Here is a 22,540-nt window from a genome sequence, read left to right on the forward strand (position 1 = left end):
ATCCTATGACTCTTTTTCCCGTCAGCCCTGCGCTACTCGCCCGCGTAAACGGGACTGAATTCCGTGCACACTTCACCCTAACTGATCATTCCCAGGCTCCGCGTGGGAATTCCTGTCCGGACGCTCCGCGTCCAATGGTGCTGACAGCACGATCACTGCGCAAACCCAATTCCCTGCATGCTCAAGCGGCACACCTGAAGTGGCGACTCTGTCAGCAGGAGAGGCTACAGACGCAGCCATGGCACCCCCAGACACCAGCCACAAACGCAAAAAACCCGCACAAGGCAGGCAAGGAGAACTAATTCAAATAGAAAGGAAAGGTACTGCAAGGAAGGTTTTGAGTGGTGGGTCGTGTAGGATTCGAACCTACGACCAATTGGTTAAAAGCCAACTGCTCTACCAACTGAGCTAACGACCCATGCTCAAAAAAAACTGGTCGGGGTAGAGGGATTCGAACTCTCGACATCCTGCTCCCAAAGCAGGCGCGCTACCAGGCTGCGCTATACCCCGAACATGCTTGAATTGGCTCCGCGACCAGGACTCGAACCTGGGACCCAATGATTAACAGTCATTTGCTCTACCAACTGAGCTATCGCGGAATCACGTTCAAACTTCTCAACTTGGGCAGTGGTTGGTAACACATATCCCCTGCTGAGGCGCGCCATTTTACCGACCAGCGCTGGAGTGTCAACCCTTTTTATCTCTTTTATTTCAATGTTCTATCTAGCGTTGCAGGAATCAGTCGTCCACCCGCCCCGCAAGCGCCAGAGGACGCGAATCCAGACCACGCACGACCATCGACAACGGCCCTTTGCGGCCGCAGACACTCCACACGGAGCAAGGCTGGCCCACCCCATTAACGCGCCCGGATTAGCCCTGAAACACGAAACCCGCCATCAGGCGGGTTTCGTCAACGCACGTCGCTTACGCTTAGCCCAGTTGCGGGCCCGCTGCGACAATGGCTTCGGAGACGTCGAACTTGGTGAAGTTGTCGACGAACAGCTTGGCCAGATCCTGCGCCGCCTTGTCGTAATCCGCGCCGTTCGCCCAGGTGTTGCGCGGGTTCAGCAGCTTGGTTTCAACGCCAGGCACAGCAACCGGAACGTCCAGATTGATAACCGGCAGGTGTTCGGTCTCGGCACCAACCAGCGCGCCAGACTGAATCGCAGCGATGATCGCGCGAGTTGTCGGGATGCTGAAGCGGCTACCAGTGCCGTAAGCACCGCCAGTCCAACCGGTGTTAACCAGGTAAACCTTGCTACCGAAGGCGTTGATGCGCTTGATCAGTAGCTCGGCGTACTCGCCAGCCGGACGCGGGAAGAACGGTGCGCCGAAGCAAGTAGAGAAGGTCGACTTGATACCGCCGCCCGAACCCATCTCGGTCGAACCAACCAGTGCGGTGTAACCGGACAGGAAGTGGTAGGCCGCCTGTTCGTTGTTCAGGATCGACACCGGCGGCAGTACGCCGGTCAGGTCGCAGGTCAGGAAGATGATCGCGTTCGGCTCACCGGCCATGTTGGCAACAACGCGCTTCTCGACGTGCTCCAGCGGGTAGGCCGCACGGGTGTTCTGAGTCAGGCTGACATCGGTGTAGTCGGCGTGACGAGTTGCCTCGTCAATGACCACGTTCTCGACGATGGAGCCGAACTTGATGGCATTCCAGATGACCGGCTCGTTCTTCTGCGAAAGGTCGATGCACTTGGCGTAGCAGCCGCCTTCGATGTTGAACACGGAACCTTCTGCCCAGCCGTGCTCGTCGTCACCGATCAGGTTACGCGACTCATCAGCAGACAGGGTGGTCTTGCCGGTACCGGACAGACCGAAGAACAGGGTGGTGTCACCGTTGTCGCCAACGTTCGCGGCACAGTGCATCGGCAGAACGTCCTTGGCCGGCAGCAGGAAGTTCTGCACGGAGAACATGGCCTTCTTCATTTCACCGGCGTATTGCATGCCAGCCAGCAGAACCTTGCGCTGGGCGAAGTTGATGATGACGCAGCCGTCGCTGTTGGTGCCGTCACGCTCAGGCTCACAGACGAAGTACGGGGCGTTCATGATCTGCCAGGCGTCACGCGAAGCCGGGTTGTAGACCTCGGGATTGATGAACAGAGTGCGGCCGAACACGTTGTGCCAGGCAGTCTCGGTTTCCATCACGACCGGCAGGTAGTGGGCCGGATCGGCACCAACGTGAACGTGGGATACGAAGCTTTCCTTGGCGCCCAGGTAGTCAGCGACACGCGCCCACAGGGCGTCAAACTTGTCAGCCGGGAACGGGCGGTTTACCGCACCCCAGGCAATCGCAGAGCTGGTAGACGGCTCGTCAACGATAAAACGGTCCATCGGCGAGCGGCCGGTACGTGCACCGGTCTTGACTACCAGAGCGCCGGTATCTGCCAGTTGGCCTTCGTTGCGCTGAATGGCCAGCTCGATCAGGTGTGCCACGCTCAGGTCGGTGTACACGGTATTGGTAGCTTGCGTCATCAAACAGGGTCCTCTTCGACTTTGACCGAATATATCTATCTAAAGACCGACCGATTCGGCCTAAGTCCGTGGGGGTTCAGGTTGGTTTTCGTCCATTGACTCAGCGCGGACTCAGCGCGCAGGCGCGCCATTATGCCAAAAAAAAGACAAAGTCGCTAAGTCCGAACCGTTCTCGTTTAGTGCAAACCCTTCGCATGCTCAGCCGCAGCAGCGAAAAGCGCCTGCACAGCGGGCTCGTCAAAACGGTAACGGCTATTGCAGAACTGACAGTCCACCGTGATCTCGCCGCCCTGCTCCTCAAGCAGCGCAAGGACATCGTCCTGCCCGAGACTGACCAGCGCATTGCCGGAACGCTCCATCGAACAGCTGCACTCGAAGTGCACCGGCTGCGCGTCAAACAGTCGCACCTCCTCCTGGTGATAGAGGCGATGCAGCAGGGTTTCGTTGTCCAGACCGATCAGTTCTTCCGCGGTGATAGTGTCGGCCAGCACATTCAGGTGCGCCCAGGTGTCGGCGCGCTCCTGCTCATCCTTCTGACGGTCGGCTGGCAGCGCCTGCAGCAGGAAGCCGCGGGCAACGCGGCCGTCAGCGTGCAGACGGAATTGGGTCGGCAACTGCTCGGAGTTAGCGAAGTAGCTACCCAGCGATTCAGCCAGAGAGCCGCCTTCCAGCGACACAATGCCCTGATAGCGCTGGCCTTTTTCCGGATCGATGGTGATGGCAAGCACGCCGTCGGGCATCAGTTCATGCAGGGACTCGCCGCTCAGGTCGTCGGCGTAGCGTGCAATGCCACGCACGCCCTGCTTGCTGGAGCACTCGACCATCAGTGTGGAAAGCGGACCGCTGGAGCGGGCCTGCAGAATCAGCAGACCGTCGAATTTGATCGTGGTAGAGAGCAGCACTGCGGCTGCCAGCATTTCACCCAGCAGCGCCTGAACCGGCTGCGGATAGGGGTGCTTGGCGAGGATTTCGCGGTAGCTCTGATCGGCGGACACCAGCTCGCCGCGCACGTCGGCGTTTTCAAACAGAAAGCGTTGGGTAATGTCCTGAGCGGCCATGATGCACCTTCAAAAGGCGCGATTATAACCAATCACTCCGCCGACGGTGTATTACGTTCATCGCGAAAGCGGAAGATTTGCCGCCGCTGCTTCTTACTCGGCCGGCCGTCGCTGATCTGCCCACCAGCCCCCAGCGCCTTGCGCTGCGCCGCTGCCGCCTCGCGCGCAGCAATGCTGTCCTCGCTCTCGCGGTACAGCAACTGCGCTTCTGGCGCGCCGCGTCGCTGTTCAGACAGCACCAGCACCTCGACCACTTTAAGATCCAACCCCTGACGAATATTCAACACATCGCCGACGCGAATCTCTTTGCTGGCCTTGCAGCGCTCGCCCGCGCACTGCACCTTGCCCCCTTCAATCGCGGCCTTGGCCAGCGAACGGGTCTTGAAAAAACGGGCCGCCCAGAGCCATTTATCCAGGCGAACTTTGCCTTCTTGCTGCATCGGGTTTGTACTCCTCTCGCAGGCGCACTATAACAGGCTTGTCGAAACCGGAGACTTGCAGCATGATGCGCGCCCAATGGCCCCGGGCCTGGAGATACCGCTGTGAAAACCTTTGATCATCTGAGCGTGATCGGCCTGCGCGAGTGGGTCGCCCTGCCCGACCTCGGCATCAGCCAGATGATCGCCAAAGTCGACAGCGGCGCCAAAACCTCAGCCCTGCACGCCAGCAACATCCGCACCTTCGAGCGCGATGAGCAGACCTGGGTTCGCTTTGACGCGCACATCGGCAGCCGCACCCGCCAGCGCACCCGGACCTGCGAAGCCCTGCTGATCGATCTGAAACGAATCAAGAGCTCCAACGGTCATATGCAGGAACGGCACGTCATTCGCACCCCGCTGGTGCTGGGCGATAAGTGCTGGGACGTCGAGATTACCCTGACCTGCCGCAAGGCCATGCGCTATCGCATGCTGATCGGCTGTACAGCGATGCAGGACGCGCAACTGGTGATCAACCCGGGCCTGCGCTTCGTTCAGGACAAGCCCCTGGTCGAAACACTGCGCTGAGCAACCTACCCTTACCCCCATCAATGCGCCTTTCAGCGTCAAGGGACCCAGAATGAAAATTGCGATTCTGTCGCGTAACGCCAATTTGTACTCCACCCGCCGGTTAATTGAGGCGGCGACAGAACGCGGCCACGAGGTGCGGGTCATCGACACCCTGCGCGCCTACATGAACATCGCCAGCCACAAGCCGTCGATTCACTACAAGGGTGAAGAGCTGGAAGGCTTCGATGCAGTGATCCCGCGCATCGGTGCGTCGATCACCTTCTACGGCACCGCCGTATTGCGCCAGTTCGAGATGATGGGCGTATTCCCGCTCAACGAGTCGGTTGCCATCAGCCGCTCACGCGACAAACTGCGCTCGCTGCAGCTGCTGGCCCGCAAGGGCGTGGGCCTGCCGGTGACCGGCTTCGCCCACTCCCCCGACGACATCCCGGACCTGATCAGTATGGTCGGCGGCGCCCCGCTGGTGATCAAGCTGCTGGAAGGTACCCAAGGCATTGGCGTGGTGTTGTGTGAAACCGAGAAGGCGGCAGAGTCTGTTCTTGAGGCCTTCATGGGCCTGAAAGCCAACATCATGGTGCAGGAGTACATTCGCGAAGCCGGCGGCGCCGATATTCGCTGTCTGGTCGTCGGCGACAAGGTCATCGCAGCCATGAAGCGTCAGGCCAAACCGGGTGAGTTCCGTTCCAACCTGCACCGGGGCGGTAGCGCCAGCCTGATCAAGATCACCCCCGAAGAGCGGATGACCGCTGTGCGCGCCGCCAAGGTAATGGGGCTGAGCGTTGCGGGTGTCGATATTCTGCGCTCCAACCACGGCCCGGTGGTCATGGAAGTCAACTCCTCACCGGGATTGGAAGGGATCGAGACCACCACTGGCAAGGACGTCGCCGGGCTGATCATTCAATACATCGAAAAAAATGGCCGCCCGAACCAGACTCGCACACGCGGCAAAGGCTGAGCGGGAGCTTTAGCTGCGGGGCGCAGCGGCCGCCGCAGCCAGCTCCGCGTAATCTTCTACGGCATCAAACTCTTCGGTATCGCGCCGCGCCCCGCGGCTGTCGGGCTCACGCACCGCAAGCAAGTGCGCAACACCATACTCCCGCGCAGACCGCAGCACGCTGAGGCTGTCATCAATAAACAGCGTGCGCGCCGGATCAAACGGCATATCCGCCTGCAGCGCCTGCCAGAACGCCTGGGTTTCCTTCGGATAGCCGTAATCATGCGAGCTGATCAAGCGCTGGAACCAGGTCCGCAGCTCTACCCGCTCCATCTTCAGAGACAGCGAATCGCGGTGGGCGTTGGTGATCAGTACCACCTGCCGACCGCTGCGTTGAAGCGCCTGCAGGAAGGTATCGGCATCCGGCCGCAAGCTGATCAGATGGGCGATTTCGCGCTTCAGCTCGACGATCGGCAAGCCCAGTTCGCGGGTCCAGTAATCCAGGCAGTACCACTCCAGCTGCCCCTGAATCGCCTGCATCATCGGGTACAACTCAGCCTTGGCCCACTCGACAGACTGGCCGTGATGCCGGGCGTAACAAACCGGCATGTGTTCCAGCCAGAAATGGTTATCGAAGTGCAGGTCGAGCAGAGTGCCGTCCATATCGAGCAGCACGGTATCAATTGCGTTCCAGTTGATCATCGGCGGTTGGGCTTGGGCTAGAGGTGCGGCTATGATACCAAGGGAAGCGCAGATTAACTCCACACACTCTCTGCGAGTAATCGAGCGTGCAGCTGCAAGGCGCGACTCACCGCCAATAGTCGCTCTATTGGCAAGAGACGCAACGCAGCAGATGCGTGCTTGAGTACTCGCCCTGCGGGGCGATCAGGGTGGGCAGCACTCTGTGTTGTGGTTTCTCGACAGGTCATGACATGCCGTCGAAACCTCGCCTTGAGTGCTGCCCGCTCTGATCGCCAGAGAGCGCGTGGAGTTGATCTGCGCTCCCCATGCACTCGGTCGATCACCACGGAGCCCTCATGCCGCAGAAGCCGCAAACGCTGGAAGCAAAGATTGTCGCCAAGAGTCGTCTGTTCACGGTTGAGCAGGTTCAACTGCGGTTCAGCAACGGCGTAGAACGCACCTACGAGCGCCTGGTCAACAAGGGCCAGGGGTACGGTGCGGTGATGGTGGTCGCCATGCGGGACGCACGCACTGCCCTGCTGATCGAGGAGTATTGCGGCGGCACGGACGATTATCAGCTGTCACTCCCCAAGGGGCTGGTCGAGCCGGGCGAAGACGTGCTGGAAGCGGCTAACCGCGAACTGATGGAAGAGGCCGGCTTTGGCGCCGAACAACTGGAGTTTCTCACGCACCTGTCGCTCTCACCGGGCTACATGAGCCAGAAGATCGCCGTGGTGCTGGCTCGCAATCTCTACGAAAAGCGTCTGCCGGGCGATGAGCCGGAACCGATCCGGGTTGATCAGGTCGACCTGTACGAACTCAGCGAGCTGAACGCCCGCAGCAACTTCACCGAGGGTCGCGCCCTGGCTGCTCTGTATCTGGTGCGTGACCTGCTGGAACAGCGCGGCGAACTGCAGCGCTGACGGAGGCCCCATGTTCTTCCAACGTATTCCCGAGCACAAACTGCGCATGCCGACCGCCGACGAGGCGCTGCCCGGCCGTGAAACGCCGATCCCAACCAGCCAAACCACCCATAGCGTGCTCGGCACGCCGTTGCATGGCCCCTTCCCCGAGCAGACGCAAACGCTGATGGTTGGGCTTGGCTGTTTCTGGGGCGCCGAGCGACGCTTCTGGCAGGTGCCGGGCGTATTCAGCACTGCGGTTGGCTACGCCGGCGGCCTGACACCCAACCCGACCTACGAGGAAGTCTGCTCCGGCATGACCGGCCACAACGAGGTGGTGCTGGTGGTCTTCGACCCGGAAGAGGTGTCCCTGCAGCAACTGCTGAAAGTGTTCTGGGAATCGCACAACCCAACCCAAGGCATGCGTCAGGGTAACGACCAGGGTACCCAGTACCGCTCCGGCATCTACGTCAGCGACATGGCCCAGCGGGCCTTCGCCGAGGCCAGCAAGGCGAACTATGCAAACGTCCTGCAGGATGCCGGCCTGGGCGAAATCACCACCGAGATTCTGCCCGCCCCGACCTTTTACTATGCCGAAGACTACCACCAGCAATATCTGGCCAAGAATCCCGGTGGTTACTGCGGTCTGGGTGGCACTGGCGTCTGCCTGCCCGGTTGAGAACCGGGCTCAGCGCTGACTGAGCCGCTGCAGACAAAGACCAGTCAGTTCGGCAAAACGCTTGAATGCGGCCAATTGGCTGGTGCTCAACTCTCGACCGGAGAGGCGCATATCACCGTAAAGCACCCCGACTCTGCGCTCGCCCGCTATCACCGGCGAAATGGCGAACGGGCCGCTGCCAACCAGCTCGACTACCGCCGGCGTCACCAGCGGCTGTAACCGCTCCGACTTTGGACTGCCAAGCCAAAGGCAGTCACGCTGATTGAGCGCATGACTGAATATCTGCGGCGCACTATCCGCACATCTCAGCGAAAAGGTTTCGCGCCAACGCTGCGTGCCCTTGCCAATGGCGGACCGCACGCGAAATTGCGTCTGCTTCTCGGCCAGCACCATCAGGGCAACCCTTTCAATCCCGGCACCGCGATGCAAGCCCTGCATGACCGTGTGCAGAATGGTGTCGACATCCATCGGCGCCCGAACCATCAGCTTGAGGTGGTCGATCGATAACTTGAGCATTTCCAGGTTTGGCTGCAGCAATGGCTCGGACTCAACCTCCGCCTTGCGCTCAGCCAGGGGCTCTTCGTCCGACGGCGCGCCCGGTACGACTTCCATTTGCAGCAGCGCAGACAGATCCAGAGGCAGATCATCGGCGCGCGGAATCCATTGCTGCAGATCGGCGTTGGAGCAGTTGCCGGCGATACGCACCGCTTCCTGACCACTACCGACCAGTTGCTGCCATGCGTGCTCGGCATCGGTACCAATCAGCTCAGCAACCGGCTCGATCAACGCCTGCACCGACTCATGCGTCCAGCCGTCAGTCGCGACCCGCTCCGCGAGTTCGCTACCCAACGCCACTGCCCGCGCCGCCGGACCGTCGCTGGTGCGGCTGGCCTGAATCAGCTGGCCGATCTCGCCCATATTCCAGGTTTTGAGCAGCCCAACCGTCAACTGGTCAAAAGTGACCCCAATCTCGCGCCGCAGCACCTTGTCCGGGTCGGCACCCGGCTCATTGAGGCTGGCGACCAGGCGATCGGCCGCCTTGCCCGCGTGACTCCAGAACGCCAGTTCACCGATATGACTCAGCAGGGTCGCGATAAAGACTTCTTCCTGCTGCCGCTGATTCAGATATTGAGCCATATTGCGCGCCTGCACCGCGCCATGAAACGACCGAGCCAGCAGCGCCTGTAACTGTTCACGCGGGGAATTTTTCAGCAGACCATCGAGCAGGCTGACCGACAAACCGATCATCCGCACCTGATCGAAGCCGACCACCACTACCGCCCGCGACAGAGTCTTGATCACCTCTCTTCCGGGGTTACAGTAGACGCTGTTGCTGACCCGCAGCACCTTGGAGGCAAGCGCCGCATCGCGCATCAACACCTCGGTCAGCTGCGCAACCGATGCCGTTTCCGACTGCGACAACCGCAGCAAGTCGTGCACTACCACGGCCATGGCCGGAAGCTCAGCGCGGTTCAGGCGTTCCAGCCAGGAACGCAGGCCATGTGTTTCGTTGTTCAAAGCGATTTTCCGGTCAGTGGATGCCAATAGCACAGAATGATACCAATATAGTATCAACCCGGGCAGCATCCCTGCGCCCTCATCAACCCCGGTTTGTGCAACCCGGCGCCACTTCCATAGAATAGCCCGATGCCAACTACCCGCCTTGATATTCATCACTACTCCAGCGCCAGCGACGCCCACGCCCACGAGCAACAGGCGCAGCTGGTGTTCGGGCTGCACGGCACGCTGGAGCTGGAATTCAAGAACGACGGTGGTACCGTTCAGGCTGGACGCGTGGCGATCATCGTCCCCAGCGACCGACATGCCTTTTTCAGCCCGGACCAGGGCAATTGTCTGGTGCTCGACATCGACCCCGACGCGCTTCTCCCGGGACTTGAAGGGCAGCGCGAACAACAGTTGCGCCTGTTTGACCGCAGCTCGCTGCAGCCGCTGAACCCAGCCCAGACCCAACTGATCAGCAGCCTGGCCGGACTCATCAGCACGCAGCCTTGGCTTGCCGACAACAGCGCAGCCCTGCTACTCGGTTCGCTGCTTGGCCAACCGACTGTTCAGCGCCGACTGCCGCTCGCCCGCCTCAATGCGTTTATCGAGGCCAGGATGGATCGCCCACTTGGTGTCGAGGACCTGGCCAAAGAGTGCGGCCTATCTGCATCGCGCTTCAACCACTGGTGCCGACTGGAGCTGGGCTGCTCACCGCTGGAGTATCTGCGCCAGCGGCGGCTTCAGCGAGCCCGGCAGTTACTAGAGCATGGCAACCTGCCTGTCGGGGAGATCGCAGCACGATGCGGCTACAGCAGTCAGAGCGCCTTTAGTCAGGCATTCAACCGCCACTGGAAGTTGTCACCCAGCCGCTTGCGCAGCGACCGCTGACGCAGCAGTGTCGCAACAATATTCAGCAGCCACGCGACAGCAGCAGATCTGTCTGCGCAGTACCATCCTGCTCAGTCTTCAATCTGCGAGACCAGCATGACCGACCTGACTCACAACCGCGCCTTGCTATACATGCATGTCGCCGCACTGCTATTCGGCCTGACCGGGATCTTCGGCAAGCTGGCCAGCACCGCGCCCGACGCTATCGTGCTGGGACGCGCGCTGTTTGCAGTGGTCGCACTGGTCGCGTTCGCCCAGCTCGGCAGACATCCGCTGCTACGCCAGTTGACGCCCCGCCACCTCGTCAGCCTGACGATGTGCGGCGCTTTTCTGGCCGTGCACTGGCTAACCTTCTTTCACGCCATCAAGATTTCCGGTGTCGGCATCGCCACGCTCGGGTTCGCCAGTTTTCCGGCCTTTGTCGTCGTGCTGGAAGCGCTCTTCTGGCGCGAACACCCAAGCCGCCAGGACCTGATCAAGGTCGGACTGGTATGCGCGGGGTTGCTGCTGATCCCTGCTGAATTCAGCCTCGAAGCAGACAACACCGAAGGGCTGCTGTGGGCGATTCTGTCCGGTTTCTGCTTCGCCGCTGTTTCGGTCGGCAACCGGCTGACCAGCGGCCGCCTGCACCCGGTACAGATTGCCTGCTGGCAAAATCTGGTGGTGTCGCTGCTGGTCCTGCCGACAGGAACGCTGGCGATGGTGCAAATGCCCGCACTCGACTGGCTCTGGATTGGCCTGCTGGGCATCTTCTGCACCGGCTTGGCACAGGTGCTGTTCGTCTCCAGCCTGCGCGTTCTGAATGCGCGCACCGCATCGCTGTTCTTCGCCCTGGAACCGGTCTACGGCATCCTAATTGCCTGGTGGCTGTTCGCCGAACAGCCCACCTTGCGCATGCTGGTCGGCGGCCTGCTGATCATCTGCGCGGTGCTGATGGTGCGCCGGGCACCCAATCCGACCTGAACCTCAGAGCGGACTCTCGATCAGCTTTACCCAATGCTGCAACAGATGCATTCGATCTGCTGCCAGCTTCAGGCAGACCAGAAGCGGCACCGCGATCAGCACCCCAACCACACCCCATAACCAGCCCCAGAGAATCAGCCACAGCATCAGCACCAGGGGGTGCAGACGCATACGCTGCCCCAGCACGGTAGGGGTAACAAACTGCGCCTCCACCAGGTTGATACAGAAGAACACCAACGCCGGCAGCAGCGCCTCCAGACCCGGGCCATATTGCACGATACCCGCCAGGCACAGTACCAGCATGCCAATAACCGGCCCAACGTAGGGCGCGAAGTTGAGCAATCCAACCATCACCCCCCAGAGCAAGGCGTCTTCTACCTCCATCAGCGCCAGCACGCCGGCGGTAACCGCACCCAGCAGGGTATTGATCAGGCTGACGGTCAGAATGTAGCGCGACAGCTCGCGCTGCACCTGTTCCAACAAATCGGTCGCAGCCTGCTTGTCACGGACCTGCGGAAAAACCTGGATAAAGGTGCTGTACAGCGATGGCCCGAAGATCAGCATGAACAGCACCAACACCAGAAAGGTGAAAAACTGGGCCAATACCGCCGGCGTTGCCCCCAGCGCCTTAACCATGACCTCCATGCCACCTTGCATCACCCGATCAGAAAGCGCGGGGTCCCCGTTGGCAGGGGCCGCCGTGGCAGGGGCAGCTGGCTCCTCGCGGAGCCAGCCAAACAACCGGAAGCCCTGCTGCGGCTCAACCGTCTGCGGCGCCGGTGCCTCCGACGGCGTCAACTTCCGACCGAAGGCATCCAACTCATCCGACAGCTGAGCCGATAACTCCGGCAGCCGCTCCCACCACTTCTGCGCTGGCTCGGCCAACTGCGAGCCCAGCAAGGTAAACGGGCCACCGATCGCCGCCAGCAGCAACAGCGCGGAGAAGGTGCGCGGCACATGAAAGCGCTTGAATACAGCCACCAGCGGGCTAAGCAACAAGGCAAACAGGGCAGCGACGACGACCGGCAGCAGTAGGCTCTTGGCAAAGTACAGGGTGTACAGACAGGCCAGCGCCAGCAGCCAAGCCAGCGTATGCTGCAACGGCTGTCGAGGCCTTAGCGGCGGCGGGGAAACGGTCTCGCCCTGCTCAACAGCATCACTCACAGCGGACTCCACAACCGGCGCAGCAGTTGAAACAGGCTCTGCGCAATCGGCAGCAGACGTACACCAGTCACCCCAAGCCCCCACGTCCGGCCGGCACCCAACCGCTGGGTCAGGGCGCCGGCCAGCGCACCGCCGCCAACCAGCAGGGCGGGTGGCACCTGGGCCAGCTGATGACGCACCAGTGCACCACTGAGATGAACGATCTCGGCACGCAGGTTCAGTTGGTGTTCAAGCTGTTCAATCTCAGCTATCAGCTGACGGCGACTCATGATCTGCTCCCTGCAGCAAACGTTTTAGATGGGCCTTGGTACGACGAAAGCCAAGCGAACGCTGGTAAATCTGCAGCTGACGCAGCAACAACCAGAGACCGAGCGCATGCAGCCCCAACACGCCAGACAGCGCTACAGAGACCGAGGCGCTGGCCAACCAGATAAGCCAGCCCGCCAATGCACCAAGCAACAGCCAGGTGAACAACAGCAACGGCACCAGCAACAGCGTCAGCAGCAGCATCCGCCGGGCATCCCCCAAGGTCAGCTGCAATTCCAGCCGCAGCAACGTTGCCAGCTCACCGCCAGCGGCCAGCAGTTGCCGCAGCCAGGCAACCGAATGATCCAGCAGCTCGTCTACCGCCTTCACGGCGTCTGGCGAAAGCTCGGTATCTGCCGCCTCCGGCTGCGCCGGCTCACCGTTCTGAGGCTTCGATTCAACCGATTCCGTCATTTGCGCGACAGCAACTGAGCCAGTACAAAGCCCGCGGCAAAAGCGATACCCAGCGTTGCCAGCGGCTTCTCACGCATGTAGGTCGTCGCCTGCTCACCCAGTACCTCAGCCTTCTCCTTGCCTTTGAGCAACTGCTCGAGCGCATCCTGCTTGACGTCCAGGCCGGCGGCCTGTGCTGCGGCCTTAAAGTGGTCGCGCGCTTCTAACAGCTTTTCATACGCCTCACCGACCGCCGCTTTGCTGGCCGCCAACTCAGCGCCCTTGCCTGCTGTCTTTTCTGCTGTCATGTCCGTCTCCTTGATCCGTGTGCCTGACCGGCAAAGGCCGGTAACTGCCCACCTACTATAGGCGCGCAGGCGGGCAGTCGTCATCGACCGGGTTTATTCGCCAACATTCGCCCCGCCGAATCGGCCACCAGTGCATTTACTCTAATACCGGCAGAGGACAGGCTGCAGCCAACGGCATTCGACGGCGCGCCGATCTGTGCCAGACTGACTGCCATCGTCCCACGGCCGGATACAGGCTGGGACTGGCAAGCAACGGGCAAAGTTCAGCCGACCCGGCCATGCGCCACCTGAGAAAATGAGGAAACCCCATGAGCAACACCCGTGAGTTCGACGTCATCGTTTACGGCGCCACCGGCTACACCGGCCGCCTGGTTGCCGAGTACCTGTGCCAGGAATACGGCAACGACAGCAATCTGCGCTGGGCGATGGCAGGCCGCAGCCAAAGCAAGCTGGAAGCCGTGCGCGATGAAATAGGCGCACCGGCCAGCACCCCGCTGGTGGTCGCCGACACCAGTGACCTCGCCAGCCTGCAGTCCATGGTCGAACGCACCAAGGTGGTACTGACCACCGTTGGCCCGTACCAGCTCTATGGCCCTGAACTGGTGCGCATCTGCGCGGAAACCGGCACCGACTACGTGGACCTCTGCGGCGAACCGGCCTGGATGCGACAAATGATTGATGCCCACGGCGAGACCGCAAAGAAGAGCGGCGCGCGCATCGTCTTCTCCTGCGGCTTCGACTCGATTCCCTTCGATCTGGGCGTCTACTTCCTGCAGAACGCGGCGAAGGAACAGCTCGGCTGCGCACTGCCACGCGTCAAGGGCCGCGTACGCAAGATGAAGGGCACCTTCTCCGGCGGCACCGCAGCCAGCCTGAAGGCCACCATGGCAGCGGCCAAAGCCAATCCCGAGATCTTCCAGCTGCTCGCCAACCCGTTCGCCCTGACCCCGGGCTTCACCGGTCCGGCGCAACCGCCAGCCATGAAGCCGGAATACGACGAGTCCCTGGGCAGCTGGGCCGCGCCGTTTATCATGGCCGCCATCAACACCCGCAACGTCCATCGCTCCAACGCCCTGCTGGGTCATGCCTACGGTGAAGACTTCGTTTACGACGAGATGCTGCTGACTGGCCCCGGCGAGCAGGGCGAAGCGATCGCCAAGGCGGTTGCCAGCGACAAGTCACTGGCCAGCGATGATGCGCCGAAACCGGGCGAAGGCCCGACTAAGGAAGAGCGCGAAACCGGCTTCTACGATGTGCTGTTCATCGGCGAAGCAGCCGACGGTCGCACCCTGAAAGCCAGCGTCGCCGGCAAGCGCGACCCGGGTTACGGCTCAACCTCGCGCATGATCGCCGAAAGCGCGATCTGCCTGGTTCGCGATGCCACCGATACCCAAGGCGGCATCTGGACCACCGCCCCAGCCATGGGCGACAAACTGGTCAAGCGCCTGCAGGAACATGCCGGCCTGACCTTCAAGCTGGAGCCTTGATCGCACGGTAATCCGGGCGGGCACGGCATGCCGTGCCCCTACCCCAATCTGGCCCCGGTGCGCCCTGACCTCAGGGAGCCCCGGCGAGCCAATCCAGCCGCCAACTCCCGCCACCGGCCTGCGCCAGCTCCGCGCTAAGCCACGGCAGTACCTGTTCCAGCTCTTCCCAGATCGGCCACGGCGGATTGATCAGCATCATGCCCGAGCCATTCAGGCCCAGCTGATTGTCGACCGGCCGCACATTCAGCTCGACTCGCAGCGCCTTGGGCGCGCCACTGTCGGCGATACCCTGATAAAAATCCTTGAGCAGACGCTGGTCCTTGATCGGATACCAGATCGCAATCACGGTCTGACGCATACGGCTGATCGCCTGCTGCACGCCTGCCACGCACCGCTCCAGATCATCGGTCTTCTCGAACGGCGGATCGAGCAGCCACAGGGCGCGCTTTTCCGGCACCGGCAAGAAGGCCTTGGGCAACTCGTAACCGTTACGCTGATGCACCGCGACATCGGGTTGGGCGACAAAATGCGCGCGCAGGGTTTCGGCATCTTCCGGGTGCAGTTCGCTGACGATCATCCGATCCTGCTCGCGCAGCAGTTCGGCCATGATTTGCGGTGAGCCCGGATACCAGCGCAGCGTGCCGTCCAGGTTGTGGCGCGCTACCGCATCACGGTAGTCGGCCAGCCAAAGTGGCAGGTCATCGCGCTGCCACAGCCGCCCGATGCCATCAACGTACTCACCCGTCTTACCCGCTGCCTCGCCCTGCAGGTCATACAGCGCGGTGCCGGCATGGCTGTCAAAACAGCACAGTGGTGTGTCCTTACGCTGCATCAGCTCCAGCAGACGGCGCAGCAGGGCGTGTTTAAGAACGTCGGCGTGGTTGCCAGCGTGATAACTGTGGCGGTAGTTCATGGGCGGTCCCGCGGAGATACGTGAGCGAAAGCGCGCATTCTAGCAGGCATCGCATAGCGACATCGCCCGACCGTGCACGCGCGCGTGCAACCGCGACCGACAAGGCGTACATTTGGCACTTTGCCATCACCAACCACACCCGGACTCCGACGTGAAACCCATCCTCAATGCCCTTCTGGCAGCCATGCTGCTGTGCACCTCCCTACCCGGCTATGCCATGCAGATTTTCGTCCGCACACTGACCGGGCAGAACATTGCACTGGAAGTAGAATCAAACGACACCATCGAAAACGTCAAAGCCAAGATTCAGGACGCGACAGGCCTGCCACCTGAAAGTCAGCGACTGATTTTCGCGGGCAAGCAACTGGAAGAAGGCCGCACGCTGGGCGACTACAACATCCAGAAAGAGTCGACCCTGCATCTGGTAATCAGATCGATACTGAATCCCTCGCGCCTGCAAAGCCTGGCGGAACAGCCGCAACTGTTGCAGGGCGCCATAGCCCAGTCCTCTCTGGTTCTGCACGGTAGCCACGGCACTCCGCTGGAGATGCGCGCCGAACCCGGCAGCCAGTCCTGCCTGTGGGCCTCCGGCGACTGGGGCACAGACAATCACGCACAGCGCGACGGCTCGCTCAAGCTGGCCGAACTGGGTGGCTGCTGGGTAATCAACGACAATCGCGCCCAGATCGGCATCGGCCTGGGCAAGTCCTGGAGCAAGCAAGACACCGCGTTTAGCGGCACCCAGGACCAGCGCGGCGAGTACATGGTTGTGGAGCTGATCAGCCCGCTGGGCGTGCTTGGCAACAACGCTTGGACGACCCTGAGCCTCTACTACAGCGAGGCGGATCTGGATATTCAACGCGGCTACCTGAGCAATAATGTGGCGGATAGTTCAGTCGGCAAAACCGACGCCAGCACCTGGGCGCTGCGGCTGCGCAACGATTGGGAAAACGCCGGATTGCTGGCTGGTGCAGGCTTGTCACCCTTCGTCGAGCTGTCGCATAGCAAGGCAGAACTCGACGGCTACAGCGAACGCTCCGGTGCGGCCCCTGCGGTCTTCGCTGACAGCGACCTGTCGACTTCGGAGGCACGTGCCGGTGTAAATGCACTGAAACCGCTGACACCCACCTTCAGCCTGACCGCAGGCCTTGAAGCGGTGCACCGTTTTGATGAGTCGAGCTCCAATGTTCGCGGCACGCTGGGCGGTATCGACAATTTTGACATCGATGTCAGCAGCGCCAAGGACACTTGGCTGCGAGCCTCGATCGGCAGCATCTGGACGCTCTCGCCGTTCAAGCTGATCGTCAGTGCCAACGCAACCAGCGAAGGAGAGGAGCCAGACGCCTGGCTGGCCATGCACGTCGTCGGCTCGTTCTGAACACCGCCGCGCCGAGCCTGAGCGGACTCGGCGCGCTCACCCCTGCTGGCTGGTCGGCGTCACCCGCAACACTTCTTCGATCGTGGTCAGCCCGGCGCCGACCTTCTGCGCACCCGACAGGCGCAGACTGCGCATGCCTTCTTTGTAGGCCTGCAAGCGTAACTGCGCGATATCGGTGTCGTTATGAATCAGCGCCTTGATGCCGTCACTCAACATCATCAGTTCATATACGCCCGCGCGACCACGGTAGCCTGTTTCACGGCACTCCAGGCAGCCTGCCGCGTGCTGCGACTGGGTCGGCAAGGGCGCATTCCAGGGCCGAGTCAGATCGACCCAGGCTTCCTCATCGACCGGTGCGGGCGCCTTGCAGTGCGGGCACAGGGTCCGTACCAGCCGCTGCGCCATCACGCCCAGCACCGTGGCCTTGATCAGGTAGGGAGCCACACCCAGCTCGATAAGCCGGCTGACCGCGCTGGGCGCGTCGTTGGTGTGCAGGGTCGACAACACCAGATGCCCGGTCAACGCCGCCTGGATCGCCATTTCGGCGGTTTCCAGGTCACGAATCTCACCGACCATGATGATGTCCGGGTCCTGACGCATCAGCGCGCGCACGCCGCTGGCGAAGGTCAGGTCGATATTGTGCTGCACCTGCATCTGATTGAAGCTGTCTTCCACCATCTCAATCGGATCTTCGATAGTGCAGACGTTGACCTGCGGCGTCGCCAGTTGCTTGAGCGTGGTGTACAGCGTGGTGGTCTTGCCTGACCCGGTCGGCCCGGTGACCAGCACGATGCCGTTGGGCTGACTGACCATATGCTGCCAGCGCCGCTGATCCTCGGCAGAAAAGCCCAACTGATCGAAGCTGCGCAGCAGCACGTCCGGGTCGAAGATCCGCATGACCATTTTCTCGCCAAAGGCGGTCGGCAATGTGGAAAGCCGCAATTCAACCTCATTGCCCTTGGGCGCACGGGTCTTGATTCGACCATCCTGCGGCTTGCGCTTCTCGGCCACGTTCATGCGACCGAGGGTCTTCAGTCGGCTGACGACCGCCATGGTGACCTGAATCGGGAACTGGTACACGGTGTGCAGCACGCCATCGATACGCAGGCGCACGCATCCAGACTCGCGCCGCGGCTCGATATGAATATCGCTGGCACGCTGTTCGAACGCGTACTGGAACAGCCAGTCAACGATATTGACCACGTGCGCGTCATTGGCGTCGGGCTCCTGACTCATGTTGCCCAGATTCAGCAACTGCTCGAAGTTGCCGACGCCACTGGCCTTCTGGTCAGTGGCGTTGGCACCGGTGACCGAGCGCGCCAGACGGTAGAACTCGACCGAGTAACGCTGCAGATCTTCGGGATTGGCAATGACGCGGCGGATGTCACGCTTGAGCACGTGCCGCAGGTTGTCCTCCCAGCTCTGTACAAAGGGCTGGGCGCTGGCGATGGTCACCTCGCGGTCGTTAACCTCAACCGCGAGGATGCGGTGGCGCTGGGCGAAGGCAAACGACATCAGCGGCGTGACCGCGGTGACGTTGATCTTCAGCGGATCAATGCGATACCAGGGCTGATCGCTTTCACTGGCCAGCCAGCGGCTGAGGCTATCAAGGTCGAAGGTCTTGCCCGGACGGCCAAGATCCTCGACATTCTGTCCGGCAATAAACTCCAACGGATGCAGCTTGGCGGTATCACCGACTGCCGCACGGCGTAGAGTGACAAGCTGGTCAGCGCTGTCCTGACTCATTCGCCCCTGCGCTACCAGCGTGGTGAGAAAATCCACCAGTTCCAGCGGGCGATCACTTCCCGGGATCGCCAGATCCGCCAACCTATTCATGTACTGCTCCCCCGTCCCATTCGGTCTAGCACGCCTGCATCCGGCAGCCGTCGCGTTAGCGAGTAATCAGCTGTTGAGCTCGCGCCAGGCGTTGAGCCGACGCAGTCGCACACCCTGCTTGCGCAACGCCGCCAGCAGCAATTCGCGTTGCTCATCATCAATCTGCGGGTACTGTTCCAGCAATGCCTGCAGTTTGTTCAACTCACCAAACAGGCGATCCGGCTCAGACACGTCCAGCCAGGGGCGGAACTGGGCCAGCAGCATATGCAGTCGCCCAAGGCGCGGCAACTGATCAAGCCACTCGCTGACCATATGCTCGGAATCGTTGTTATGCGGCACGCGCAGTTCCTGGATCTCCTTGCCGGTCGCAGCTAGCAACCAGCGTTCCAGCGTCAGGCCGGCGACCCGGTCACCACGTGGCGGCCGATTCTGCGTCCAGCGGCGCTGCTGCAGCCACAGTGCCAGCTCGGTGAACAGCGCCCCCCAGCCTGGCAGCTCAAGCTGTCGATCAAACTCGGCCTCCGCTGCGCGCCGGGCCGACTCGCCATCTGCGTCATCGGCCCAGCCGGCCAGCACCAGAGGTTGAAATGTCGCCAGCAACGCATCCAGCGGCCCGACAAAAGGGCTCGCCGCAGAACGCGGCAACGCCAGATCAAATACCGCAAAAGCGGCGCGCAACTGCGCCAGCGCGCCGGTCAATTCACGGAACAATTTCCATTGATGCGCATAGCGATACTGCTCGGCCAGACGCTGCACGCGGCCCAACAACTGGCTGACCAGCTCGGCAATGACGTCATCGACCGGAGTATCGGCCTGCCACCGAGGCTGATCGAGACGCAGGTTAAAGCTGCGCGCATCAAACAGCCGGTAGCCACGTTCGGCCTTGCTGATATCGCACGGCATCAGTGGCAATTCGGTTGCCAGCGCATGAGCCAGCTCGAGCAAGGCAATCGCCGGTCCCTGGCGCACTTCCAACTCAAGCTCGCTGATCGGCTCGCTACCGCTTTCGGTACGCACCTCACCTTCGTCAAGAGCGGCCTCTACCTCAACAATCTCACCTTCACGCTCCCAGCGCAGCAGCGCCCGGGTGCGCTGAAAGTCGGTGGTAAACACCGGTTGCAGGCTCTGCTTGTCCAGCTCGACCAACTCCGCTGGCCAGCAGCTGTCATCCAGCAGCGACAAATCCAGCGCGTCAGTCTTGAGGTACCAGTCCCATTCGTTGCGTTCGGATAGCCCGGCGACGCTTTGCCCTCGACTTTTCAGCGTCTGAATAAAGGTGTCACCATCACGACGAAGACGCAGCGCTACCTTGGCGGCAGCGAGATCACGGTTGGCTGTATCAAAGTACTGGTTGTACAAAGTGCCGCTCTGCCAGTCGCCCTGACGTCGCTCGTCGAGCAGCGGATGGGTGCGCAGGGCTTGCAGTACATCGGCACTGGCGCGCAGCTTGATTTCAGTTTCTTTGACCATGTGTAATTCTCGACAGCGCCGGCGGCAACAGGTGGCCACCGGCGAATAATGTTCAATTGTTTTCAATTTGATGACGGCCGCAGCCTCAGCACCTATACTTTGCGGCCTCAATTCCAGCGGGAGGCGTCATGCCAAACAATCCGTTCCTCACACTGTTCGGTAGATCTCCGATCGGCCCCATGCAACAGCACATTGCCAAGGCGCACGAGTGTGCCGCCCAGCTCCTGCCCTTTATCGATGCATTGCAGGCCGAGGACTGGACCGAAGCAGAGCGCCTGCAGCAGCAGGTTGCCAAGCTTGAACGTGAAGCAGACAAACTGAAGAAAGACGTCCGCGTTCACCTGCCCAAGAGCCTGTTCCTGCCGGTGCCACGCTCCGACCTGCTGGAGCTGCTCAGTGTACAGGACAAAGTAGCCAACCGCGCCAAGGATATCGCCGGCCTGATGTTTGGCCGTCGCATGGTCATTCCTGCCCCGCTTTTCCCCGCATTCCGCGAATTCGTTCAACGCTCCATCGACGCTGCGGCCCAAGCGCTGAAGGCCATGAACGAGCTCGACGAATTGCTGGAGACCGGTTTTGCCGGCCGAGAGGTCACGCTGGTTGAGCGTTTGATCGAAGAGCTGGACCGCATCGAACACGATACCGACAACATGCAGATTGGCCTGCGCTCCGAGCTGTTCAAGCTGGAGAAGGACTGGCCGCCGGTCGATGTGATGTTCCTGTATCAGATCATTGAATGGATCGGTGATGTTGCCGACCGCGCCCAGCGCGTCGGTAACCGCCTGGAACTGCTGATGGCCCGCTAGGAAGCGACCGAACGGCCAACAGCACCCTGACAAACTTTCCGCCTCGGCAGAAAGCCGCCAGCCCATGCACCCGTTTTAGAGTATTAGAGATATGACCCTGATTGCAGAGTACGGCACCATCCTGCTGATTCTTGCCTGCCTATTCGGCTTTTTCATGGCTTGGGGCGTCGGCGCCAACGATGTTGCCAATGCCATGGGCACCTCGGTCGGCTCCCGCGCCCTGACCATCAAGCAGGCAATCTTCATCGCCATCGTCTTCGAGTTCCTCGGCGCCTATCTGGCCGGTGGATCGGTGACCCAGACCATTCGCAGCGGCATCATCGACGCCGAAGCGATCAGCCCTGATCAGATGGTCTTCGGCATGCTGGCATCGCTGCTCGCAGCAGGCACCTGGCTGCTGGTTGCCTCGATCAAGGGCTGGCCGGTATCGACCACGCACTCGATCATCGGCGCGGTTATCGGCTTCGGCGCCGTCGGCGTCTCCATGGAAGCTGTGCACTGGGAAGGCGTCACCCCGATCGTCGCCAGCTGGGTCATCTCGCCGCTGCTGTCCGGCATCGTCGCCTTCATGATCTTCATCAGCGTACACCGCCTGATTCTCGACACCGAGAACCCTTTCGCCAACGCCAAGCGCTATGTGCCTTTCTACATGTTCGCGGTTGGCTTCGTGGTCACCATCCTGACTCTGACCAAGGGCCTCAAGCACATCGGCCTGAACCTCAGCGGCTGGGAGAGCCTGGGTCTGGCGCTAATCGCTGGCGTTCTGGTTTCAGGTCTGGGCGTGATCCTGCTGAGCCGAATCAAGGCCGATCCTGAAGCCGACAAGACCTTCCACTTCGCCAGTGTGGAAAAAGTCTTCGCCGTCCTGATGATCTTCACCGCCTGCGCGATGGCGTTTGCCCACGGCTCCAACGATGTCGCCAATGCGGTTGGCCCGCTGGCCGCCATCGTCGGCGTGCTGCACTCCGGCGGCGAAGTAGCGAGCAAATCGCTGGTACCCGGCTGGGTACTGCTGTTGGGCGCCATCGGTATCGTTGTCGGTCTGGCGACCTACGGCTACCGGGTTATCGCGACCATCGGTAAACATATTACCGAGCTGACGCCGAGCCGCGGCTTTGCCGCCGAACTCGCCACGGCCACCACGGTCGTCGGCGCATCCAGCATCGGCCTGCCGATCTCCACCACCCACACCCTGGTGGGCGCGGTTCTCGGGGTGGGCCTGGCGCGCGGCATCGGTGCACTGAACCTGCGCGTCATCGGCACCATCTTCAGTTCCTGGGTCGTCACCCTGCCAGCTGGCGCCATCCTCTCCATCACCTATTTCTTCATCCTCTCCGGGATTTTCAGCTGACTATCCGCCACCGGCGGCGTAAGCTGAAACGACAT

22 protein-coding genes and 3 tRNA genes are annotated in these 22,540 nt (G+C 61.4%); 10 read left to right on the forward strand and 15 right to left on the reverse strand.

The genetic code is table 11. The features are described from left to right. Positions 1 to 342: 342 nt before the first annotated feature. The 6 genes from AAFM31_RS10560 to AAFM31_RS10585 all read right to left on the reverse strand — a co-directional run bounded on the left by AAFM31_RS10560 (position 343) and on the right by AAFM31_RS10585 (position 3,976). A tRNA-Lys gene (locus AAFM31_RS10560) sits at positions 343 to 418 on the reverse strand. Positions 419 to 433: 15 nt separating this feature from the next. Beyond that, positions 434 to 510, reverse strand: a tRNA-Pro gene (locus AAFM31_RS10565). Between the two features lie 13 nt (positions 511 to 523). Then, a tRNA-Asn gene (locus AAFM31_RS10570) sits at positions 524 to 599 on the reverse strand. A 331-nt stretch (positions 600 to 930) separates the two neighbouring features. Continuing rightward, the gene (locus AAFM31_RS10575) at positions 931 to 2,478 is read right to left on the reverse strand and encodes a phosphoenolpyruvate carboxykinase (RefSeq protein ID WP_341707886.1); all 1,548 of its coding nucleotides are present in this window, start codon (positions 2,476 to 2,478) and stop codon (positions 931 to 933) included. A 176-nt stretch (positions 2,479 to 2,654) separates the two neighbouring features. Beyond that, positions 2,655 to 3,536, reverse strand: a complete 882-nt coding sequence (gene hslO, locus AAFM31_RS10580; protein WP_341707887.1) for an Hsp33 family molecular chaperone HslO — start codon at positions 3,534 to 3,536, stop codon at positions 2,655 to 2,657. A gap of 32 nt (positions 3,537 to 3,568) precedes the next feature. Further along, complete coding sequence (locus AAFM31_RS10585; protein ID WP_341707888.1) at positions 3,569 to 3,976, reverse strand: RNA-binding S4 domain-containing protein; 408 nt, start codon at positions 3,974 to 3,976, stop codon at positions 3,569 to 3,571. A 102-nt stretch (positions 3,977 to 4,078) separates the two neighbouring features. Between AAFM31_RS10585 and AAFM31_RS10590 the strand changes: the two genes are divergently transcribed. Both AAFM31_RS10590 and rimK read left to right on the forward strand, forming a co-directional pair. After that, positions 4,079 to 4,540, forward strand: a complete 462-nt coding sequence (locus AAFM31_RS10590) for an ATP-dependent zinc protease (RefSeq protein WP_341707889.1) — start codon at positions 4,079 to 4,081, stop codon at positions 4,538 to 4,540. Positions 4,541 to 4,592: 52 nt separating this feature from the next. Continuing rightward, on the forward strand, positions 4,593 to 5,498 hold the full coding sequence (rimK, locus tag AAFM31_RS10595) for a 30S ribosomal protein S6--L-glutamate ligase (RefSeq protein WP_341707890.1): 906 nt from the start codon (positions 4,593 to 4,595) through the stop codon (positions 5,496 to 5,498). A 9-nt stretch (positions 5,499 to 5,507) separates the two neighbouring features. On the opposite strand, the gene yrfG is transcribed toward rimK, so the two are convergent. Then, a complete protein-coding gene (gene yrfG, locus AAFM31_RS10600; RefSeq protein ID WP_341707891.1) occupies positions 5,508 to 6,179 on the reverse strand; it encodes a GMP/IMP nucleotidase in 672 nt (223 codons plus the stop codon). 335 nt (positions 6,180 to 6,514) lie between these two features. Between yrfG and nudE the strand changes: the two genes are divergently transcribed. Together nudE and msrA are read left to right on the forward strand one after the other, a co-directional pair. Beyond that, positions 6,515 to 7,081, forward strand: coding sequence for an ADP compounds hydrolase NudE (gene nudE / locus AAFM31_RS10605; RefSeq protein ID WP_341707892.1), 567 nt, complete (start codon positions 6,515 to 6,517; stop codon positions 7,079 to 7,081). A gap of 10 nt (positions 7,082 to 7,091) precedes the next feature. Then, on the forward strand, positions 7,092 to 7,739 hold the full coding sequence (gene msrA / locus AAFM31_RS10610) for a peptide-methionine (S)-S-oxide reductase MsrA (protein WP_341707893.1): 648 nt from the start codon (positions 7,092 to 7,094) through the stop codon (positions 7,737 to 7,739). Between the two features lie 9 nt (positions 7,740 to 7,748). On the opposite strand, the gene AAFM31_RS10615 is transcribed toward msrA, so the two are convergent. Next, on the reverse strand, positions 7,749 to 9,257 hold the full coding sequence (locus tag AAFM31_RS10615) for an HDOD domain-containing protein (RefSeq protein WP_341707894.1): 1,509 nt from the start codon (positions 9,255 to 9,257) through the stop codon (positions 7,749 to 7,751). Between the two features lie 129 nt (positions 9,258 to 9,386). On the opposite strand from AAFM31_RS10615, the gene AAFM31_RS10620 reads away from it, so the two are divergent. Both AAFM31_RS10620 and AAFM31_RS10625 read left to right on the forward strand, forming a co-directional pair. Next, positions 9,387 to 10,130 carry an AraC family transcriptional regulator gene (locus AAFM31_RS10620; protein WP_341707895.1) on the forward strand — a complete coding sequence of 248 codons (744 nt, stop codon included), beginning with the start codon at positions 9,387 to 9,389 and terminating at the stop codon, positions 10,128 to 10,130. A 96-nt stretch (positions 10,131 to 10,226) separates the two neighbouring features. Next, positions 10,227 to 11,093 carry a DMT family transporter gene (locus AAFM31_RS10625; RefSeq protein WP_341707896.1) on the forward strand — a complete coding sequence of 289 codons (867 nt, stop codon included), beginning with the start codon at positions 10,227 to 10,229 and terminating at the stop codon, positions 11,091 to 11,093. Positions 11,094 to 11,096: 3 nt separating this feature from the next. On the opposite strand, the gene AAFM31_RS10630 is transcribed toward AAFM31_RS10625, so the two are convergent. From AAFM31_RS10630 to AAFM31_RS10645, 4 genes are read right to left on the reverse strand one after another with little or no spacing between them, the layout of a single operon-like run. Further along, a complete protein-coding gene (locus tag AAFM31_RS10630; RefSeq protein ID WP_341707897.1) occupies positions 11,097 to 12,257 on the reverse strand; it encodes an AI-2E family transporter in 1,161 nt (386 codons plus the stop codon). Further along, positions 12,254 to 12,526, reverse strand: coding sequence for a hypothetical protein (locus tag AAFM31_RS10635; RefSeq protein WP_341707898.1), 273 nt, complete (start codon positions 12,524 to 12,526; stop codon positions 12,254 to 12,256). Before AAFM31_RS10635 ends, AAFM31_RS10630 begins: the two co-directional genes overlap by 4 nt. Next, positions 12,501 to 12,977, reverse strand: coding sequence for a hypothetical protein (locus tag AAFM31_RS10640; protein WP_341707899.1), 477 nt, complete (start codon positions 12,975 to 12,977; stop codon positions 12,501 to 12,503). The genes AAFM31_RS10635 and AAFM31_RS10640 overlap by 26 nt, the downstream gene beginning before the upstream one ends. Then, complete coding sequence (locus AAFM31_RS10645) at positions 12,974 to 13,264, reverse strand: hypothetical protein (RefSeq protein ID WP_341707900.1); 291 nt, start codon at positions 13,262 to 13,264, stop codon at positions 12,974 to 12,976. Before AAFM31_RS10645 ends, AAFM31_RS10640 begins: the two co-directional genes overlap by 4 nt. Before the next feature lie 308 nt (positions 13,265 to 13,572). On the opposite strand from AAFM31_RS10645, the gene AAFM31_RS10650 reads away from it, so the two are divergent. After that, positions 13,573 to 14,751, forward strand: a complete 1,179-nt coding sequence (locus AAFM31_RS10650; RefSeq protein WP_341707901.1) for a saccharopine dehydrogenase NADP-binding domain-containing protein — start codon at positions 13,573 to 13,575, stop codon at positions 14,749 to 14,751. Positions 14,752 to 14,821: 70 nt separating this feature from the next. Here the strand turns inward: AAFM31_RS10650 and AAFM31_RS10655 are convergent, their stop codons facing one another. Continuing rightward, the gene (locus AAFM31_RS10655) at positions 14,822 to 15,664 is read right to left on the reverse strand and encodes a 23S rRNA (adenine(2030)-N(6))-methyltransferase RlmJ (RefSeq protein ID WP_341707902.1); all 843 of its coding nucleotides are present in this window, start codon (positions 15,662 to 15,664) and stop codon (positions 14,822 to 14,824) included. A 151-nt stretch (positions 15,665 to 15,815) separates the two neighbouring features. Between AAFM31_RS10655 and AAFM31_RS10660 the strand changes: the two genes are divergently transcribed. Continuing rightward, positions 15,816 to 17,042, forward strand: coding sequence for a ubiquitin-like protein (locus AAFM31_RS10660; RefSeq protein WP_341707903.1), 1,227 nt, complete (start codon positions 15,816 to 15,818; stop codon positions 17,040 to 17,042). A gap of 36 nt (positions 17,043 to 17,078) precedes the next feature. Here AAFM31_RS10660 and AAFM31_RS10665 read toward each other — a convergent pair whose 3' ends face one another. Further along, positions 17,079 to 18,878, reverse strand: coding sequence for a GspE/PulE family protein (locus AAFM31_RS10665; RefSeq protein WP_341707904.1), 1,800 nt, complete (start codon positions 18,876 to 18,878; stop codon positions 17,079 to 17,081). 66 nt (positions 18,879 to 18,944) lie between these two features. Continuing rightward, entirely contained in the window at positions 18,945 to 20,348 is a 1,404-nt protein-coding gene (locus AAFM31_RS10670) for a CYTH domain-containing protein (protein WP_341707905.1), read from the reverse strand. Positions 20,349 to 20,476: 128 nt separating this feature from the next. Between AAFM31_RS10670 and AAFM31_RS10675 the strand changes: the two genes are divergently transcribed. Continuing rightward, on the forward strand, positions 20,477 to 21,154 hold the full coding sequence (locus AAFM31_RS10675) for a TIGR00153 family protein (protein ID WP_341707906.1): 678 nt from the start codon (positions 20,477 to 20,479) through the stop codon (positions 21,152 to 21,154). Between the two features lie 91 nt (positions 21,155 to 21,245). Continuing rightward, on the forward strand, positions 21,246 to 22,505 hold the full coding sequence (locus tag AAFM31_RS10680; RefSeq protein WP_341707907.1) for an inorganic phosphate transporter: 1,260 nt from the start codon (positions 21,246 to 21,248) through the stop codon (positions 22,503 to 22,505). Positions 22,506 to 22,540 lie beyond the last annotated feature (35 nt).

It is taken from the genome of Halopseudomonas sp. (assembly GCF_038130085.1).
In the GTDB taxonomy this organism is placed as follows: Bacteria; Pseudomonadota; Gammaproteobacteria; order Pseudomonadales; family Pseudomonadaceae; genus Halopseudomonas.